This window comes from Pseudomonas sp. 20P_3.2_Bac5 (assembly GCF_025466035.1).
Lineage (GTDB): Bacteria > Pseudomonadota > Gammaproteobacteria > Pseudomonadales > Pseudomonadaceae > Aquipseudomonas.
In genome coordinates this window covers 158,202-176,384 of sequence record NZ_JANLOA010000137.1, presented here as the reverse complement: position 1 = coordinate 176,384, position 18,183 = coordinate 158,202, and the positions used below count along the sequence as shown (strand labels likewise).

Below are 18,183 nucleotides of genomic sequence, written 5' to 3'. Positions count from 1 at the left end.
ACCGACGCGGTCTTTTTCGTTACAACCCGCGATTAAATGTCGATAAAAAGCTGTTTCCGCACATTTCTATCAATTTTTCCCAGGTGCTTGCCATCTTTCACCCCACTGGTTAGGGTTGAGGGCATGAAAACCGCCAAAACCCTCATCCTGCTCCGCCAACACCGCAGCCTTTGCCTGGTCAGTGCACGACTACCAAGCTGAATCGCGTCGCCTCGCCCCTTCCAAAAAAATTCGTATCCGGCAGGCCCGTTCCAGGCCGCATTTAAAGGATTGCTCTGATGTCCATGCTCAAAGACCCTTCGAAGAAATACCGCGCCTTCCCGACCATCGACTTGCCTGACCGTACCTGGCCGTCGAAGACCATCACCCAGGCGCCGATCTGGTGCAGCTCCGACCTGCGCGACGGCAACCAGTCGCTGATCGAGCCGATGGATGCCGAGAAGAAGCTGCGTTTCTGGAAGACCCTGGTCAGCGTTGGCGTGAAAGAGATCGAGGCGTCGTTCCCGTCCGCCTCGCAAACCGACTTCGACTTCGTGCGTACCCTGATCGAAGACGGCCACATCCCTGACGACACCACCATCCAGGTCCTGACCCAGGCTCGCGAAGACCTCATCGCGCGGACCTTCGAGTCCCTGCGTGGCGCGAAAAAAGCCATCGTCCACCTGTACAACGCCACCTGCCCGTCGTTCCGTCGCATCGTCTTCAATCAGGACAAGCAAGGCGTGAAGGACATCGCGGTGAACGCGGCCAAGCTGTTCGTCAAATATGCCGCCCAGCAGCCTGAAACCCACTGGACCTTCGAGTACTCGCCAGAAACCTTCAGCGCCACCGAACTGGAGTTCGCCAAGGAAGTCTGCGACGCGGTCATCGAAGTGTGGAACCCGACCCCGGACCACAAGATCATCCTCAACCTGCCGGCCACCGTCGAAGTCTCGACGCCGAACGTCTACGCCGACCAGATCGAATGGTTCTGCCGCAACGTCAACCGCCGCGACAGCGTGCTGATCAGCCTGCACACCCACAACGACCGTGGCACCGGCGTCGCCGCCACCGAACTGGGCCTGATGGCTGGTGCCGACCGCGCTGAAGGCTGCCTGTTCGGCAACGGCGAGCGTACCGGCAACGTCGACCTGGTGACCCTGGCGTTGAACCTCTACACCCAGGGCATCGACCCTGAGCTGGACTTCTCCGACATCGACGGCGTTCGCAAGGTCGTCGAGGAATGCAACCAGTTGCCGGTGCACCCACGTCACCCGTATGTCGGCGATCTGGTTCACACCGCGTTCTCCGGCTCGCACCAGGACGCCATCCGCAAGGGCTTCACCCAGCAGAAAGAAGGCACCCTGTGGGAAGTGCCATACCTGCCGATCGACCCGGCCGACATCGGCCGCAGCTACGAGGCGGTGATCCGCGTCAACAGCCAGTCGGGCAAAGGCGGTATCACCTACCTGCTCGAACAGGAATACGGCATCAGCCTGCCGCGCCGCATGCAGATCGAGTTCAGCCAGGTTGTCCAGGGTGAAACCGACCGCCTGGGCCTGGAAATGACCGCCCAGCAGATCTACAACCTGCTGCACCGCGAATACCTCCAGGCCAACGCACCGTATGCGCTGGTCAGCCATCGCCTGCAGGAAGAAAACGGCCACAGCGCCGTGGAAGTGGAAGTCGCCGGCGAAGGCGAGACCACCCTGCACTGGCGCGGCAAGGGCAATGGCGCCCTGGAAGCCCTGGTTGCCGGCCTGCCGGTCGCCGTGGAAATCATGGACTACAACGAACACGCCATCGGCGCCGGCACCAACGCCAAGGCCGCGGCGTACATCGAACTGCGCGTTGCCGGTGGTCGTCCGGTGCACGGCGTGGGCATCGATGAAAACATCACCACCGCCAGCTTCAAGGCCCTGTTCAGCGCGCTGAACCGCTCCCTGAGCCAGCAGGCGGCGAAGGCGGCGTAAGCCAGACCGCGCTGTCGTCACACTGAAAAGCCCGCCTCTCTGGAGGCGGGCTTTTTTTGTTTGAACACCCGGGGAAATGCCATTATTTTGCTTGTGCTGCTGGATATACTGCGACGACCGCGTTACCCCCTCACCGCATCGAGATCACGGACGAAATGAGTTTCCCTCCGAGCACCTCCCGATCTGCTCACGGCCTACCGCCTCAAGACTCCGGACACCCACGCCCATGACTCCCGGCTCCCTCATGGCGCTTGTCGAAGACAACGTTCGCCACTACGAAAACATCCTGACCGGACTTCAGACGACACTGTCGAAAGCCACCGCCCAAGACATGCTGCTGACCCAGGACACCATTGCCAACCTGCGCCGTATCGAAGCCGCGCCGATCGAGCACCCGGCCCTCGATCAGCAGGTGCGCCATGCGCTGCAGGAACGCCAGCAGCAGGAGTCGAAATACCGCGCGCAACTGGCAGAAGTGGAGAACGACATCACCCAACTGGTCAGCGAGTTCCGCGCGCTGGTCAACCAGCGGGAGCAGCGACTTCCGCAGTTGTGGCAGGCACACATCCTGCACCCGGACTACACCTCGCTGATGCGCCAGGGGCAAGACATCATCCAGGCGCGGCAACGCTTGCAAGACTCGCTGGCGCAGCTCATCGAAGAGCGCGACAAGAAGATGCCGGCCTACGAAACCAACCCGTTCTACGTGTACCTGCGCACCCGGCGCTATGGCACGGACGACTATTCCCGCGGGCGGCTGTTCCGCCAGTGTGATGACTGGCTGGCGAGCAAGGTCAATTACCGCGAAAACCGCCGCAACGAACTGATTCTGCGCTCCATGCCCGACAGCGTCGCAACGTTGGTGGAAGCGCACAACGCCAGGCTGCTGACGCTCGATGAGCAGAATGTGGCGAACTGGGCGAAGGCTGGCGGCGGGCTGCGTGCCGATGCCACGACGCTGCGCAGGACACTGCTGGCCAAGCAGATCATCGCCGCCAAGACGCGGGCCAATGCGGCCTACGACCAGCTTGTGCTCTTCATCGATTGCGAAGACAGCTACACCCAGGACATCGAGCGCTGGATCGACGCCCAACTGGGCAACCACAGCATCGATGACATCCTCGAAATGCTGGTGCACGAGTGCCCCGAACACAGCAACACGCTCAACCAGTACTGGAGCAAGCTTGCTGATTCGAGCAACCGGGTCGAGGGCCTGGAGGAAAACGTCGACAAGGCCCTGGAGGACTATCACCACGCCAAGGAGCTGGAATGGGGCCTGCGCACCTTGCGCGAGGAAGAAACCGACTGCGGCGAGCAGTGCACCTGCGCCTGTCACCGCGATGAGAACTTCCAGGGCCAGTGCCCCTGCGTGTACGACGACGAACGCTATTACACCTATCCGCCCGAGCTGGACTGCACCGGTCTTATCACTGGCTACATGAAACGAAACCTGGCGCTGGACGACCTGATGAGCCTGTTCAACGACCAACGGTTGTTATTCAACGATCAGGTGCCGGAGCCGGCAACAACGGCGCCCGGCGCAGCCACCGAACTCTCTTCTTCGTAAGGACACCCCATGAGCCAATACCTCGAACGTGCCGTCACCGGCCTGCGCACCATCGGCATCAACATGCCCAAGCCTGTTCAGGAAGCGCCGGTGCTGGCGTTGCTGGACAAGGTCGCGCAGTACGACAACGAGAAAGTCACCGCCATCGCCGCCGTGCTGCAGCAGTCCACCAGCTTCAACAGCATGGTCCGCGACCAGATCCAGGGCATGGACGTGTCCACCCGCTTCATGAACATCACCAACAGCTTCACCTCGATCCGCGAAGACGCCGCCGCCATGGCCTTGTGGATGGAAGACGGCCGCCTCGACACCGTGGAGCGCCTCAAGCTGACCTGGATGAACGTGCGTCGCGGCTCGATCCCCAGCCGTTTCGAAGACATCCGCAAGCATTACCTACAGGCCTGCAAACTGGCCAATGAACAGATCGTGCGGGAAAACGCGATTCTGGAGTCCTACATGGATTTCCGCCTGGCGATGAAGACCGCCGAGGTCAACGCCCAGGAAGTGCTGGCCGTGGCCACCGAGGCCCTGGCACAACGCAGCCGCGAACTGGACGACGCAAACACCACCGTGACAGCTGCCGGCGAACTGGCCGGGGCGGAACGCTCCGCGCTGGAACTGAAACGCGACCTGGCCGTGCGTGAACTGCAGAACGAAGACAAGCGCTACCAGATCATCAAGGACATCGCCGACGACCTGCGGGTCGGCTACAACACGGCGGAAATGGTCTTCGCCCGCATCAGCCAGGTGCATGTGGTGAAAGAGCGCCAATACCAGCGCATGGTGTCGTTCTTCTCCACCAACGAGATCGTCCTCACCAGCCTGGCGGTGTCGTTCTCGGCCAACCAGGGCATGGCGGAAGCGACGCACACCCTCAACGCCACCACCGACGGCATCAGCAAAGGCCTGGAGGCCCTCGGCAGCAACACCCAGCAGCAACTCAACGATGCACTGAAAGCCAGTTACGGTTCGACCATCCGCGTAGACTCCGTGCGCGCCCTGGCCCAAGCCACCCTGGCGTTCCAGAACGATATGAAAACCCTGACCGATACCTACCGCACCGAGTCCACCAAGGCCGCGCAGGACATCGCCAGCGCCGTCGAAGACGCCAAGCGCGCCTTTGCCGAACTGCTGACCAAGGCGGCGCAATGAGCAACGGGCGTCTTTCCGAACAGATGGGGGCCATGGCCCTCGTCGACGACCTGCGCCACCGCCGCATGGAGATCGAGGAACACCTTGATCTGGCCAAGCGCGAGGCGGAAGTCGCGGAGCGTATCCGGGCCTATTACAAGAGCCAGGGCATCGAGTGCGATGACGAACTGGTGAACGAGGGCGTGCGGGAATTCTTCCAGCATCGGCTGGTGTTCGAAGCGAAGCCCATGAACGTCAGGGAGAGGTTTTTCGGCCGGCTCATCATCAGCAATGCGTTCCGCCTGTGGCTGATTTTCATGCTGGCGTTCGCCATTCTGTTTGGGACGTCGTTCTGCAGCGGCTTCAGCCGCGGGTTTTCCAAGGCTTATCAGGAAGCTCAAACACAGACGACTCAGCACTAAACACCCGCCAACAGCGCCTTGCAGGCGACTTTTTTATGGGTGCAGCCGGAGGAATATCTCAGTATTCTGCGTTCGATGCTTGTTGCGCGGCCCCACCGGGACTGAACCGGCAGCACCCCATCAAGAAAGGACACTGATGAGCACTCCTCTCGCATGACACCCGGCACCCTCCTTGCGCTGGTCGAAGATAATTCGCGCCAGCACGAACTGATTCTCAACGAACGGCGACGAGCACTTTCGAGGCTCACCATGAACGACCTGCTGCTCAAGCAGGACGTCATCTGCGCGCTGAACGGACGGCCCCAGGTCCGCTTCTACCACAGCAATTCCAGCGAGCAACAGGTTCGTCAATTACTGCGCGACCGCGAACAATTGCTGGCCCGCGAGTGGCTGCGCCTGGAGCGCGCCGAGGAAGACATCCTGCCGTTGCTCACGGACTACCGGAGCGTGGTCGCCGAACGGGAAATCAAGCTGCGCGCATTGTGGCGCGAACATCGCTTCAGCCCTGATTACATAACGCTGTTCAAAGAGCTGGAACTCTCGCGCGCCACCCACAAGCGCCTGGAAGCGGCCCTTCCGCGCCTGATCGAGGAGCGCGACAGCAAACTGCCGGCGTATGAGGCCGACCGTTTTTACAGCTACCTGCGTGAGTACACGCACGATATCGAACGGTACAAAGGCAGTTGGCTACACCAAAAGCTCGTGGCGTGGCTGATGAAAAAGATCAACTTCACCCAGAACCAACGCAATGAACTGTTGCTCAGGGAAATGCCGCGCACTGTCGAGGCCGACCGCGATGTTCAAGCCCAACGGATCGCCACGCTTGAGCAACGCCGGCAGGCGGGGTGGAGAGAAGCATTGAGCCCGGTGACAGACGACCCTTCGGCGTTCAAACGCACCCTGCTCGCCAAGCAGATCATCGCCGCCAAGTCGAAGGCGAACATTGTCCATCAAACCTTGCGCCCACTTCTCGACCTGCAGGACGAAGCCCTGCACAAGGCCGCCAGCCTGATAGTCGACCAGGCCGGGAGCTCCGACCTGGGGACATTCATCCAGGGCCTGGTGCCCCGGGCCCCGGCCGAAGCGCAACTCTTCAACAAGCACGCGCAAGAACTGCAGGCGCTGAGCAGCGCACTAGAGGACCTGAGGCGCAGTACACGCAAGGCCGGCGAGCAATATGCCCGTGCCCGCGAACTGCAATATGCGCTGCATGGGCTGCGGATGCGCGACTTCCAGTGTCCTGCCCGGTGCGATTGTGCCTGCCACACGATGACCCCGATCGCAGGTCCCTGCGCCTGCCTGTATAGCGACGAACGCTTCGAGGACTACCCGCCGTCGCTGGACATTCCACAACTGATCTCAAGCTACATGAAACGCAATCTGGAACAGCACGACCTGATCGATCTGTTCAAGAATCGAAGCCAGCCTTTCGACGATGCCCACACATCAACCTCAGCAGGGATACGCCATGAGCCAATACCTTGAACATGCCGTCACCGGCTTGCACACCATCGGCCTCAACATGCCCAAGTCCGTCCAGAAAGCGCCGGTGCGGACGCTGCTGACCAAGGCCGGGCAATGAGCGGCGGGCGGCTTGCCGAACAGATGGGGGCCATGGCGCTCGTCGATGACTTGCGCCACCGCCGCATGGAAATCGAGGAGCACCTCGACCTGGCCAAGCGCGAGGCGGAAGTCGCGGAGCGGATTCGGACGTATTACAAGAGCCAAGGCGTCGAATGCAATGACGAGTTGATCGAACAGGGCGTGTCGGAATACTTCAAGCAACGACTGACCTTCGAGTCGCCAACGCTGACTGCGCCCGCGAAGAAACTGGCCTTCATGATCACCAGCTCAACCTTGCACAGATGCCTGGACTGGCTAGCCCTGCTCTTTTTCATAATGTGGATGTACCACTCGCTCAAGAGCTTTTTCCGCTAAGGCGATTGCTGTGCTCCAGCCCCATAAAAAAAAGGGGCGCCGACCAAGCGCCCCAAAAAGCCGAAAAACACACAACGTAATGGTTATTCGTTCAGCAGCGCCATCGCCTCGGCGCTGCACTTCTCCACTGCGGCCCAGTCGCCGTTCTTGATCCAGCCGCTGTCGAGCATCCAGGTCCCGCCCACGCACATCACGTTGGACAGGCTCATGTAGCTTTTCAGGTTGTCCGGCTTGACCCCGCCCGTCGGGCAGAAGCGCACGTCGGCGAAGGGGCCGGCATAAGCCTTGATCGCCGCAATGCCGCCGCTGATTTCCGCCGGGAACAGCTTGAAGCGCCGGTAGCCGAGGGCGTAGCCCATCATGATTTCCGAAGGCGTGCTGATGCCCGGCAGCAGCGGGATATCGCTGTCGACACCGGCCTGGAGAATTTCCGGGGTGATGCCCGGGGTGACCACAAATTGCGCACCCGCCTCTTCGACTGCGGCGAACAGATTGCGGTCCAGCACCGTACCCGCGCCGATGCACAGTTCCGGGCGCTGCTCACGCAGCAGCTTGATGGCCTTGAGGCCATGCTCGGAGCGCAAGGTCACTTCCAGCGTGCGGATGCCACCGGCGGCCAAGGCGTCGGCCAGCGGCAGGATGTCTGCCTCGCGGGCGATGGTGATCACCGGCAGGATGCGCGCCTGGCCGCAGATCGCGTCGATCCGGGCGATTTTCTCGGCCATCGTGAGCAATGGCGTATGGCGTTCGAGCGTGGTCATGACAGGGATCCTTGGCTCATGGGCACCAGTAGATGTCCAGGGGGTCGTGAAGAAAGGCGCGAATCGGCATCTGCACCAGGTCGTCGTCAGCCAGCGCGGCGCGCAGCGTAGCGAGTTTGCCCTCGCCTTGCACGGACAAGACGGTGAAAGCGGCTGTGGCCAATAGTCGCCGGGTCAGGCTCAGGCGCTGGTGCGGCACGCTCGGCGCCAGCATCGGCAGAACACGACGCTCTCCGTCCGCACGCAAACCCTCGGCCAGGTTCGGACTGTCAGGGAACAGCGAGGCGGTGTGGCCGTCATCGCCCATGCCGAGCACCAGCACGTCGATCGGCGGCAGCTCGGCCAACGCCTGGTCGGCTTCCAGCGCGGCGGCGTCGAGGTTGGCGGCGGCGCGGTAGAGCCCGAGGAAACGCGCCTTGGCCACCTCACCCTGAAGCAGATGACGGCGCAGCAGGCCAGCGTTGCTGTCGGCATGTTCCACCGGCACCCAGCGTTCATCGGCGAGGCTGATCAGCACCTTCGACCAGTCCAGCGTCTCGTGCCTGAGCGCCTCGAAGAACGCCACCGGACTGCGTCCGCCGGACACCACCAAGGTCGCCCTGCCCTGCCCGGCGATGGCTGCGCGCAAGCGCTCGGCGACATCCGCCGCCAACCGTTGCGCAAGCTGCGCCGGACTCTTGAACTCACGGGCGGTGACCGACGCCGGCCACTGCAATTCAGATATCGCCATACCACGACCTCCCATCACGGGTAATCAGCGCGACCGCCGCCATCGGCCCCCAGGTGCCCGCCGCATAAGGCTTGGGCGCATCGCCGGACTGTTTCCAGCCAGCGATCAACTGGTCGCACCATTTCCACGCATATTCGATTTCATCCTTGCGAACAAACAGGTTCTGATTGCCGCGCATCACCTCCAGCAACAGGCGCTCGTAGGCATCGGGGATGCGTGCCGTGCGCCAGGTGTCGGAGAAATTCAGTTGCAGCGGGCCGCTGCGCAATTGCATGCCCTTGTCCAGGCCCTGCTCCTTGGTCATGACCCGCAGCGAGATGCCCTCGTCCGGCTGCAGGCGGATGATCAGCTTGTTGCCGATCTGCAAACGCTGTTCCGCGGCGAAGATGTAGTGCTGCGGTTCCTTGAAGTGGATAACGATCTGCGACAGCTTCTGCGGCATGCGCTTGCCGGTACGCAGATAGAACGGCACCCCGGCCCAGCGCCAGTTGCGGATGTCGGCGCGCAGGGCGACGAAGGTCTCGGTGTCGCTGTGGGTGTTGGCGTTGTCTTCTTCCAGGTAGCCGGGCACCGCTTTGTCGCCGCTGTGGCCGGCGATGTACTGACCGCGCACCACACAGGTGCCGAGGCCCTGGCCGCCGATCGGCGCCAGTGCCTTGAGCACCTTGACCTTCTCGTCGCGGATGCTGTCGGCCGACAGGTCGCTGGGTGGATCCATGGCGATCAGGCAAAGCAGTTGCAGCAGGTGGTTCTGGATCATGTCGCGCAACTGGCCGGCCTTGTCGAAGTAGCCCCAGCGGCCTTCGATGCCGACCTTCTCGGCGACGGTGATCTCCACATGGGAGATGGAATTCTGGTTCCACTGGGTTTCGAACAGGCTGTTGGCAAAGCGCAGGGCGATCAGGTTCTGCACCGTTTCCTTGCCCAGGTAGTGGTCGATCCGGTAGACGCGGTTTTCCGGGAAGAACTGCGCCACGGCATCGTTGACCCGCCGCGACGACTCCAGGTCGTGGCCGATGGGTTTTTCCAGCACCACCCGGGTGCGCTCGCTGAGACCGGCCTTGGCGAGGTTCTCGCAAATACCGCCGTAGACCGCCGCAGGCGTGGCGAAGTAGGCGATCAGCGGCGCGGCGGGATCGACCTGCTCGACCAGCGCCGGGTAGTCCTGGGCCTGCAGAAAGTCCATGTGCAGGTAACGCAGCCGCCCCAGGAAACGCTGCAGGGCGGCGCTGTCGAGGTCGGCAGGTGCGAGGAATTCATGCAGGTGCGCTTCGATGGCCGCCAGGTGCTGCTGCGCAGTGCCGGCTTCGCGGGCCAGGGCGAGCACGCGAGTCTGGGGATGCAGCAGCTCGGCCCGGTCCAGTTGATAGAGCGCCGGGAACAGCTTGCGCAACGCCAGGTCGCCGAGGGCGCCGAACAGGGCAAAGGTGCAGGGCTCAACGCTGATCGAAGACATAATGTCGGTTCTTTTACCAAGTGGACGTAGAAATACCGTTTTCAGACGTAGGAATCAACAATCAATGTAGTAAAAACAACAACATTTGACCTGTAGGACAGATTGAAGTGGTGCAGTAACGGTGCCATCAGTACGATAAGCCATCGTTACAACAGCCACGCCCCGACCAGTGGCTGCCTCCCTGACCCAAGGAAACCCTCATGGACCGCGTGCGAAACCTGCTGGAGCAGATCCAGGGCCGTCTCGACGATTTGAACAAGGCCGAGCGTAAAGTCGCCGAAGTCATCCTGCAAAGCCCTCAGCAAGCCACCCGTTTCAGCATCGCGGCGCTGGCCCAGGCGTCCAAGGTCAGTGAGCCGACGGTCAACCGTTTCTGCCGCTCGTTCGGTGTCAGTGGCTACCCGGAACTCAAGCTGCAACTGGCGCAGAGCCTGGCCAGCGGCGCCGCCTACGTCAGCCGCGCGGTCGAGCCGGACGACGGCCCGGCGTCCTACACCCAGAAGATCTTCGGCAGCGCCATCGCCTCGTTGGACACGGCCTGCCAGCAACTTGATCCAAACATCATCAGCCGCGCCGTCGACATGCTGATCCAGGCCCGCCAGATTCACTTCTTCGGCCTTGGCGCCTCGGCGCCGGTGGCGCTGGATGCGCAGCACAAATTCTTCCGTTTCAACCTCGCCGTCTCGGCCCACGCCGACGTGCTGATGCAGCGCATGCTGGCGTCGGTGGCGCACACCGGCGACGTATTCGTGATCATTTCCTACACCGGACGCACCCGCGAGCTGGTGGAAGTCGCCCGCCTGGCCCGCGACAACGGCGCCTCGGTACTGGCCCTGACCGCCGCCAACTCGCCGCTGGCCGCAGCGAGCAGCCTGAGCCTGAACATCCCGCTGCCGGAAGACACCGACATCTATATGCCGATGACCTCACGGATCATTCAGCTCACGGTACTGGATGTGCTCGCGACCGGCATGACCTTGCGCCGCGGCGTGGATTTCCAGCCGCACCTGCGCAAGATCAAGGAAAGCCTGAATGCGAGCCGGTATCCGCTGGATGATGAGCTGGGTTGATCCTCAAGGGCCTCATTGCCGGCGATGAGGCCCCCAAGGTTTGTAGAATTACTACAACCCGGCCTCAGAACGACGACTGCACCTTCACCCCCGCCACCAGCGCGTTATCAACCTCGTCCACCGCCCCCGGGCTCTTGATGTATTGCAGGTTCGGCCGCACGGTCAGCCAGTTGGTGACGTGGAAGCCGTAATACAGCTCGGCGTTGTACTCGGTGCGTTGCAGCGGCACGAACCCCGCGTTGTCGTAGTCTTGAATACCGCTCGCCGCATTCAGCAACTCCGCCCTCTTCTTCACGTCGTCATTGACGTGGATCCGCGCCACGCCAAAGCCGATATCGTCCTTGGGCCGCGCATCGAAAGCACCTTTGTAGACCAAGCCCACCTGCTGGTAGTTGTCCACCACGTTGGTGGCCTTGTCGTGCACGGTGAGGTTGGCGAACAGGCTCAGGCCACGATCGGCGTCGCCGTTGTGCGTGGTGACCTGCTGCTGCGCCACGACCCACGCGCCATGCTTGCTGGAGTGTTGTCGGCTGGCGGCGCGGGTCAGCACTTGGGGCTGGCCGTTGATGTCTTCGAAGATGTCATCGGCCTTGGCGGTGCTGTAGTAGTAGCCCAGCCGGTATTCCCCCGGCAGGCCGTTGACCCGCGGCGACCAGACCAGCTCAACCGGCAGGATCATGCCCTTGGTGCCGCTGCCGCTGAGCTTGAAGCCGTTGCCCGTGTCGAGGTTGGAGGGGTTCTGTTCGTACACCCCGACCTGGGCGAAGAATTCCTCGGTGAGGTTGTATTTGACCCGCAGCGCCCACTGGCTGACCGGCCAGTTGTACCAGATGCCGCCGACCCAGTTGCCCACCTGCGAGCCGCAGAACGCCAGGTTCTGGAAGTCGCAGGGGAAGCTGTTGAAATCCTCGCCTTCGCCGAAGCGGCCGACTTTCACATCCAGCGCGCCGTCGAAGTACTTCTGTTTGACCCACATCTGCGTCAGCCGCCAGGTCTGGCCGCGGCCCCAGACTTCCTGCACCGAGCTGTACTGCCCGGCACGCGGGTCGCTGATGCGGTCGTTGGACAGGTTGCGGCCACTGCGCTCGGTGATCGCCAGCTTGAACTCGGCGTCGTGCCAACCAAGGATCTTCTGCAAATCCAGTTTCACCCCGAGGGCGAACTGGTCGCTGTAGCGGGCGGTACGGTCGTGGTTGTAGCCGCCATGCAGATTGCCGGCGACCTCGCCGACGTAGTCGAGACTGAAGTCGTAGCCCTTTTCCAGCAACGCGGTGCGGCTGCCACCCCAGTCGCCGCTCATCCATTTCGATGACGGGTCGAAGGCCGCGGCGGCCTGCGCCCCGCTACTGGCGAGGGCCACCAGCAACGCCAGCGGGCTCAATGACAGACTGCGCTTGAAGTACTCCATCCGTTATTTCCTCGTTTCTTGTTATCGATGGTGATCACGCGTTGTTGCCAACGTTCAACGGCCCTTGAACTGCGCCACGTTGCCAGTGGCATTGCGCGAGCTGCCGACCGCCCCGAGGCGTTCGCCGCTGACTGCGTCGAACAGCAGCACCCGGGCCGGATCGAATTGCAGGTTCAGGCTGTCGCCCACCTGCGCCGGCATGTCCGGTGACAGCCGGCAGCAGACCTTGGTCTGGTTGAGGGTGACGAACACCAGCAGGTCCGGCCCGGTGGGCTCGGTGATCCGCACCTCGGCGCGAATGGTCGGCAGGCCGTTGGCTGTGGTGGGCGCGAGACTGATCTGTTCCGGGCGGATACCGAGGATCACATCGCGCTCTTCCAGCCCCGCCTCGCTGATACCCAATGGCAGCTCGCAGCGGGCCTGGCCGCTGTCGAGCAGCGCCAGCAGGCGACCTTCCCGACGTTGCAGGCGCAACGGGATGAAGTTCATCGGCGGCGAGCCGATGAAGCTGGCGACGAACAGGTTGGCCGGATCGTTGTAGATCTGTTGCGGCGTACCGAACTGCTGGATCACGCCGTCCTTCATCACCGCCACCTTGTCACCCAGGGTCATGGCCTCGATCTGGTCGTGGGTGACGTAGACCGTGGTGGTTTTCAGGCGTTGGTGCATCAGCTTGATTTCGGTGCGCATCTCCACCCGCAGCTTGGCGTCGAGGTTGGACAGCGGCTCATCGAACAGGTAGATCCGCGGCCGCCGCGCCAGCGCCCGGCCCATCGCCACGCGCTGCTGCTGGCCGCCGGACAACTGGCCGGGCTTGCGCGCCAGCAGGTGCTCGATCTGCAACAGCCGCGACACCCGCGCCACCTCTTCATCGATGGCCGCCGCCGGCATCTTGCGGATCTTCAAACCGAAGGCGATGTTGTCGCGCACGCTCATGGTCGGGTACAGCGCGTAGGACTGAAACACCATGGCGATATCGCGGTCCTTGGGGCTCATGCCGCTGATGTCGGCGTCGTCCACCAGGATCGCCCCGCCGCTGATCTGTTCCAGCCCGGCGATGCAGTTCATCAGGGTCGATTTGCCGCAGCCGGACGGGCCAACGAGGATCAGGAACTCACCGGAGTCGATCTTCAGTTCGATGTCTTTCAAGGTGTCCGGCAGACCGCTGCCGTAGGTCTTGTTGACGTTGCGCAGTTCAAGCGTTGCCATGTTTCACCCCTTGACCGCGCCGGCGGTGAGCCCGCGCAGAAAGTATTTGCCCGCCAGTACATAGACCAGCAGGGTCGGTAGTCCGGCGATCATCGCCGCCGCCATGTCGACGTTGTATTCCTTGACCCCGGTGCTGGTGTTCACCAGGTTGTTCAGGGCCACGGTGATGGGCTGGGCGTCGCCGCTGGCGAACACCACGCCGAAGAGAAAGTCGTTCCAGATCTGGGTGAACTGCCAGATCAGGCAGACCATGATGATCGGCACCGACATGGGCAGCAGGATCCTCCCGAAAATCGTGAAGAAGCCCGCGCCATCCAGCCGCGCGGCGCTCACCAGAGCGCTCGGGATGCTGCAGTAGTAATTGCGGAAAAACAGCGTGGTGAACGCCAGGCCGTAGACGATGTGCACCAGCACCAGGCCGGTGGTGGTGCTGGCCAGGCCCAGCTTGCCGAGGGTGAACGAGGCCGGCAGCAGCACAGTCTGGAACGGCAGGAAGCAGCCGAACAGCAGCAGGCCGAAGAACAGTTGCGAACCACGGAAGCGCCACATCGATAGCACATAGCCGTTGAGCGCGCCGACCAGGGTCGAGATCAGCACCGCCGGCACGGTGATCTTCACCGAGTTCCAGAAATAGCCGCCCACCGTGTCCCAGGCCTTGATCCAGCCGATGCCGGTGATCACTTCGGGCCAACTGAGCAGGTTGCCGGTGCGGATATCGTCCGGGGTCTTGAAGCTGGTCAGTAGCATCACCAACAGCGGGATCAGGTACACCGCGCAGGCCAGCAACAGGGTGGCGTAGATGGCCAGGCGACTCAGGCGCAACGAGCTAGTCATGGCGTTTGCCCCGCAGTTCCGAATACAGGTACGGCACCAGGATCGAGAGGATCGCGCCGAGCATCAGGATCGCGCTGGCCGAGCCCATGCCCATCTGCCCGCGGCTGAAGGTGAAGGCGTACATGAACATCGCCGGCAGGTCCGAGGCATAGCCGGGTCCGCCCGCCGTCATCGCCGCGACCAGGTCGAAGCTCTTGATCGCGATGTGGGAGAGGATCATCAGCGCACTGAAAAACACCGGGCGCAGGCTCGGCAGGACGATGCGCAGGTAGATGCGCGGCAGGCTCGCGCCGTCGACCTGGGCGGCGCGGATGATCGACGGATCGACGCCGCGCAGCCCGGCGAGAAACAGCGCCATGACAAAGCCCGACGCCTGCCAGACGGCCGCGATCACCAGGCAGTAGACGACCCGGTCGGGGTCCACCAGCCAGTCGAGGCGAAAGCCCTCCCAGCCCCAATCGCGCAGCAGTTTGTCCAGGCCAAGACCGGGATTGAGCAGCCATTTCCAGGCGGTGCCGGTGACGATCATCGACAGCGCCATGGGGTACAGATAAACCGTGCGGATAAAGCCTTCGCGGCGGATGCGCTGATCCAGCAGCACCGCCAGCAGCACCCCGACCACCAGGCTGATGCTGATGAACAGGCCGCCGAACAGCAGCAGGTTCTTGCTCGCCACCCACCAGCGGTCGTTGTCCATCAGCCGCGCGTACTGGGCCAGCCCGACCCACTTGTAGCTGGGCATGAAACTGGAGTTGGTGAAGGACAGGACGAAGGTCCAGAGGATGTAGCCGTAGAAGCCCACCAGCACGATCAACATGCTGGGAGCCAGGACCAGTTTCGGCAGCCAGCGCTGGAGGGCGTCCAGGGGGGAGGCTCGCCGTAGGGCGATTGCAGTGTTCATGATTAAGTCCCGATGACGGGGTCGCGTTACGACCCATCGCGAGCAAGCTCGCTCCTACAGGGTTTGTAGGAGCGAGCTTGCTCGCGATGGGCCACCTAACGGGCCGCTTTGATCGCCGCGCTCAGTTGCTTCACCGCCGTCGCCGGCTCGGCAGCGGGGTCATTGAGGAAGTTGGTGACGACATCGAAGATCGCCCCCTGCACCGCCAGGCTGGTGGCCATGTTGTGCGCCATGCTCGGTTGCAGGCCATCACCCTTGGCCGCATCTTTGAAGTCCGCCGCGGACTTCTGCGTGCAGGCGTCGAACTGGCTGATGTCCATGTCCTGGCGCACCGGCAGCGAGCCTTTGTTCTGGTTGAACACGGTCTGGAATTCAGGCTCCAGGGCGACCTTGGCCAGGTCGTTCTGGGCCTTGATGTCGTTGGCGTTCTTCAGCTTGAACATCGCCAGCGAATCGATGTTGTAGGCGAAGCTGCCCTGGGTGCCGGGGAACGGCACGCACTGGTAATCCTTGCCCGCAACCTTGCCGGCGGCGGTCCATTCGCTCTTGGCCCAGTCGCCCATGATCTGCATGCCGGCCTTGCCGCTGATCACTTCGGCAGCAGCGATATTCCAGTCGCGCCCGGCGCGGTTCGGGTCCATGTAGGTGGCGAGCCGCTTGAGGGTGGCGAAGACCTCGACCATCTGCGCGCCGGTCAGGGTCTTCTCATCCAGATCAACGAAGGCCGCGTGATACGTCTTCGGACCGAGGATGCTCAGCGCCACATCCTCGAACACGGTGCTGTCCTGCCACGGCTGGCCACCGTGGGCCAGGGGAATGAAGCCGGCGGCCTTGAGCTTGTCGGCGGCGGCGAACAGTTCGTCGAGGGTGGTCGGCACCTTGGCGCCGGCCTTGTCGAACACCTGCGGGTTGATCCACAGCCAGTTGACCCGGTGGATGTTCACCGGCACCGCAACGTAGTGACCGTCGTACTTCATGATCTCGGCGACTTTCGGCGGCAGCAGGCTGTCCCATTTGTTGGCCACGGCCACATCGTCCAGCTCGGTGAGCAGGCCCAGCGCGCCCCACTCCTGGATGTCCGGGCCCTTGATCTGCGCGGCGGCGGGTGGGTTGCCGGAGATGGCGCGGGTCTTGAGCACGGTCATGGCCGCGGCACCGCCGCCGCCCGCGACGGCGTTGTCCTTCCAGATGAAACCGTCTTTCTTCACCTGTTCCTTCAGGGTTTCCACCGCTTTGGCTTCCCCGCCCGAGGTCCACCAATGCAGCACTTCCACCGTGCCGGGATCATCGGCCAGGGCGCTGAGCGGGAACAGGGAAGCGAGGGACACGACGGCGGCGAGGCGGGTAAGCGCATTCATCGGCAAAGACCTTTTCTTGTTGTTATGGCCGGCACAGTGGCGGGCGTTTGTCTGGAGTCTAATCAGCCTGCCGCGCCGCGACGTAACGAAGGGACGCGCAAATGTCACCAGCCGGTGACATTCAGCCGAAACGCTCGCTCACCGCCGCCAGCCAGCGCGACACCACTTGCATTTCCGCGTCGCTGAAACCCTCGGTCAGATTGTGGTTCAGCGGCGCCAGCTCGCCCTGCGCAGTCAACGCCACGTCGCGACCATGCGCCGTCAGCCAGAGCCGGTTGATGCGTTTGTCCTGCTCATCGACCCGGCGTTCCAGCAGGCCCGCGCGCAGCATGCGATCGGCCAGCCCGGTCATCGCCGACGGCGCGATATCCAATTGGCTGGCCAGCTCCGTGCTCAAGGCGCCGTCCTGGCGCAGCAGGGCGAACAGCGCGCCGGCCTGCACCACGCTGATCCCGGCGCGGCTTTCCGCGCGCTGCTCAAGGTGCCGGCGCAAGCGCTTCTGCGCGGTGTTGAGCAGGTACATGTAACGACGATCGAATGTCATCAGGCGCGCACCTCGAGGCGTTGCGCCAACCACTGGCTGACCACCGGCCACAGCGTGCTGGCGTGACGGTCGCGGAAAAACCCGAGGTGACCGATGGCCTGGCCGTTGCTGTCCGCCGGGCCGTATTGGCGGCGCTCGACGGTGCAATCGGTGAGGTGGCTGCTCATCAGGTCGATGGCTTCGGCGGGCGCCCACGGATCATCTTCGAAGCCGATCGACAGCACCGGCATCCTGGGCCTGCGGAAACGCGCGACGGCGTTCATCGCCGGGTCATCGAAAAAGTAATTGGGCAGCGAGGTCCAGCGGCTCCATTCCAGCATCACCTTGGCCGGCAGGTCTTCGCCGATGCCCAGTTTGCGACCCGGCACATAACCGAGCACCCGCGCGCAGAACGGACCGATCAGCTTGAGCAAGGCGGTCACCCGCAGGCGTTCGGCGGTTGGCCGGATAAAGCGCAGGCAGCCGGCCTGCGAGGTGATCATCACCGCGCCGCTGAGCAGCCGGCTGCTCTCGCACAAGCCGAACGCGTGACCGCCGAAACTGTGCCCGACGGCCAGCAGCGGCAGGTCGGGAAATTCCCGCGCCGCCCAGTGGGTCACGGCCTCGACGTCGAGGTCGGCCCAGGTGCTGAACCCGGCATCGACCGCCTTGGCCGGCGTGCCGACCTGCACACCGCGGTAGTTGTAGGTCAGGGCCAGGAAACCCTGTTCGGCGAGGTAGCTGGCGAACGCCGCGTACATGCGCTCGGTGACGCCAGTGGCGGGATTGAGCAGCACCAGCGCCTTGCCGGTATTGGGATCGCCGAACAGCGTGGCGCGGAGGATAAGGCCGTCGGAACAGGTGATCGCGTGGGAGGTTTTGGTCATGGCGGGGCCTGGAAGGGATGAGTGCAAAGCTATTAT

Annotated in this window: 17 protein-coding genes; 7 read left to right on the top strand and 10 right to left on the bottom strand. The window is 63.0% G+C overall.

From position 1 onward, the window contains the following. Positions 1–278: 278 nt before the first annotated feature. The 6 genes from leuA (at position 279) to NTD88_RS28420 (ending at position 7,010) form a co-directional block, all read left to right on the top strand. Positions 279–1,952, top strand: coding sequence for a 2-isopropylmalate synthase (gene leuA / locus NTD88_RS28445; RefSeq protein ID WP_095154246.1), 1,674 nt, complete (start codon positions 279–281; stop codon positions 1,950–1,952). 226 nt (positions 1,953–2,178) lie between these two features. Beyond that, positions 2,179–3,519: a hypothetical protein gene (locus NTD88_RS28440; protein WP_262155056.1), complete on the top strand. Its 1,341-nt coding sequence runs from the start codon at positions 2,179–2,181 to the stop codon at positions 3,517–3,519. Between the two features lie 9 nt (positions 3,520–3,528). Beyond that, on the top strand, positions 3,529–4,671 hold the full coding sequence (locus NTD88_RS28435; RefSeq protein ID WP_262155055.1) for a merozoite surface protein 3b: 1,143 nt from the start codon (positions 3,529–3,531) through the stop codon (positions 4,669–4,671). Further along, positions 4,668–5,072, top strand: a complete 405-nt coding sequence (locus tag NTD88_RS28430) for a DUF6384 family protein (protein WP_095154249.1) — start codon at positions 4,668–4,670, stop codon at positions 5,070–5,072. Before NTD88_RS28435 ends, NTD88_RS28430 begins: the two co-directional genes overlap by 4 nt. Before the next feature lie 153 nt (positions 5,073–5,225). Further along, positions 5,226–6,557 carry a hypothetical protein gene (locus tag NTD88_RS28425; protein ID WP_262191783.1) on the top strand — a complete coding sequence of 444 codons (1,332 nt, stop codon included), beginning with the start codon at positions 5,226–5,228 and terminating at the stop codon, positions 6,555–6,557. A 93-nt stretch (positions 6,558–6,650) separates the two neighbouring features. Then, positions 6,651–7,010, top strand: a complete 360-nt coding sequence (locus NTD88_RS28420) for a DUF6384 family protein (RefSeq protein WP_095154251.1) — start codon at positions 6,651–6,653, stop codon at positions 7,008–7,010. An 83-nt stretch (positions 7,011–7,093) separates the two neighbouring features. On the opposite strand, the gene NTD88_RS28415 is transcribed toward NTD88_RS28420, so the two are convergent. The 3 genes from NTD88_RS28415 to zwf are packed head-to-tail and all read right to left on the bottom strand — an operon-like array spanning position 7,094 to position 9,957. Continuing rightward, on the bottom strand, positions 7,094–7,771 hold the full coding sequence (locus NTD88_RS28415) for a bifunctional 4-hydroxy-2-oxoglutarate aldolase/2-dehydro-3-deoxy-phosphogluconate aldolase (RefSeq protein WP_095154252.1): 678 nt from the start codon (positions 7,769–7,771) through the stop codon (positions 7,094–7,096). Positions 7,772–7,787: 16 nt separating this feature from the next. Further along, positions 7,788–8,501 carry a 6-phosphogluconolactonase gene (gene pgl / locus NTD88_RS28410; protein ID WP_262155053.1) on the bottom strand — a complete coding sequence of 238 codons (714 nt, stop codon included), beginning with the start codon at positions 8,499–8,501 and terminating at the stop codon, positions 7,788–7,790. Then, positions 8,488–9,957: a glucose-6-phosphate dehydrogenase gene (zwf, locus tag NTD88_RS28405; protein WP_095154254.1), complete on the bottom strand. Its 1,470-nt coding sequence runs from the start codon at positions 9,955–9,957 to the stop codon at positions 8,488–8,490. Before zwf ends, pgl begins: the two co-directional genes overlap by 14 nt. A gap of 209 nt (positions 9,958–10,166) precedes the next feature. On the opposite strand from zwf, the gene NTD88_RS28400 reads away from it, so the two are divergent. Then, complete coding sequence (locus NTD88_RS28400) at positions 10,167–11,027, top strand: MurR/RpiR family transcriptional regulator (RefSeq protein WP_262155062.1); 861 nt, start codon at positions 10,167–10,169, stop codon at positions 11,025–11,027. 64 nt (positions 11,028–11,091) lie between these two features. On the opposite strand, the gene NTD88_RS28395 is transcribed toward NTD88_RS28400, so the two are convergent. From NTD88_RS28395 to NTD88_RS28365, 7 genes are all read right to left on the bottom strand, one after another. After that, complete coding sequence (locus tag NTD88_RS28395; protein ID WP_262155052.1) at positions 11,092–12,435, bottom strand: carbohydrate porin; 1,344 nt, start codon at positions 12,433–12,435, stop codon at positions 11,092–11,094. Positions 12,436–12,489: 54 nt separating this feature from the next. Beyond that, the gene (locus tag NTD88_RS28390) at positions 12,490–13,644 is read right to left on the bottom strand and encodes an ABC transporter ATP-binding protein (protein WP_262155051.1); all 1,155 of its coding nucleotides are present in this window, start codon (positions 13,642–13,644) and stop codon (positions 12,490–12,492) included. 3 nt (positions 13,645–13,647) lie between these two features. Next, on the bottom strand, positions 13,648–14,478 hold the full coding sequence (locus tag NTD88_RS28385) for a carbohydrate ABC transporter permease (RefSeq protein WP_095154258.1): 831 nt from the start codon (positions 14,476–14,478) through the stop codon (positions 13,648–13,650). After that, positions 14,471–15,379, bottom strand: coding sequence for a carbohydrate ABC transporter permease (locus NTD88_RS28380; protein WP_175651125.1), 909 nt, complete (start codon positions 15,377–15,379; stop codon positions 14,471–14,473). Before NTD88_RS28380 ends, NTD88_RS28385 begins: the two co-directional genes overlap by 8 nt. A gap of 95 nt (positions 15,380–15,474) precedes the next feature. Further along, on the bottom strand, positions 15,475–16,737 hold the full coding sequence (locus NTD88_RS28375; protein ID WP_262191782.1) for an ABC transporter substrate-binding protein: 1,263 nt from the start codon (positions 16,735–16,737) through the stop codon (positions 15,475–15,477). A gap of 121 nt (positions 16,738–16,858) precedes the next feature. Beyond that, complete coding sequence (locus tag NTD88_RS28370) at positions 16,859–17,281, bottom strand: MarR family winged helix-turn-helix transcriptional regulator (protein WP_095154261.1); 423 nt, start codon at positions 17,279–17,281, stop codon at positions 16,859–16,861. Further along, a complete protein-coding gene (locus NTD88_RS28365; protein ID WP_262153762.1) occupies positions 17,281–18,147 on the bottom strand; it encodes an alpha/beta fold hydrolase in 867 nt (288 codons plus the stop codon). Before NTD88_RS28365 ends, NTD88_RS28370 begins: the two co-directional genes overlap by 1 nt. Positions 18,148–18,183: the final 36 nt, after the last annotated feature.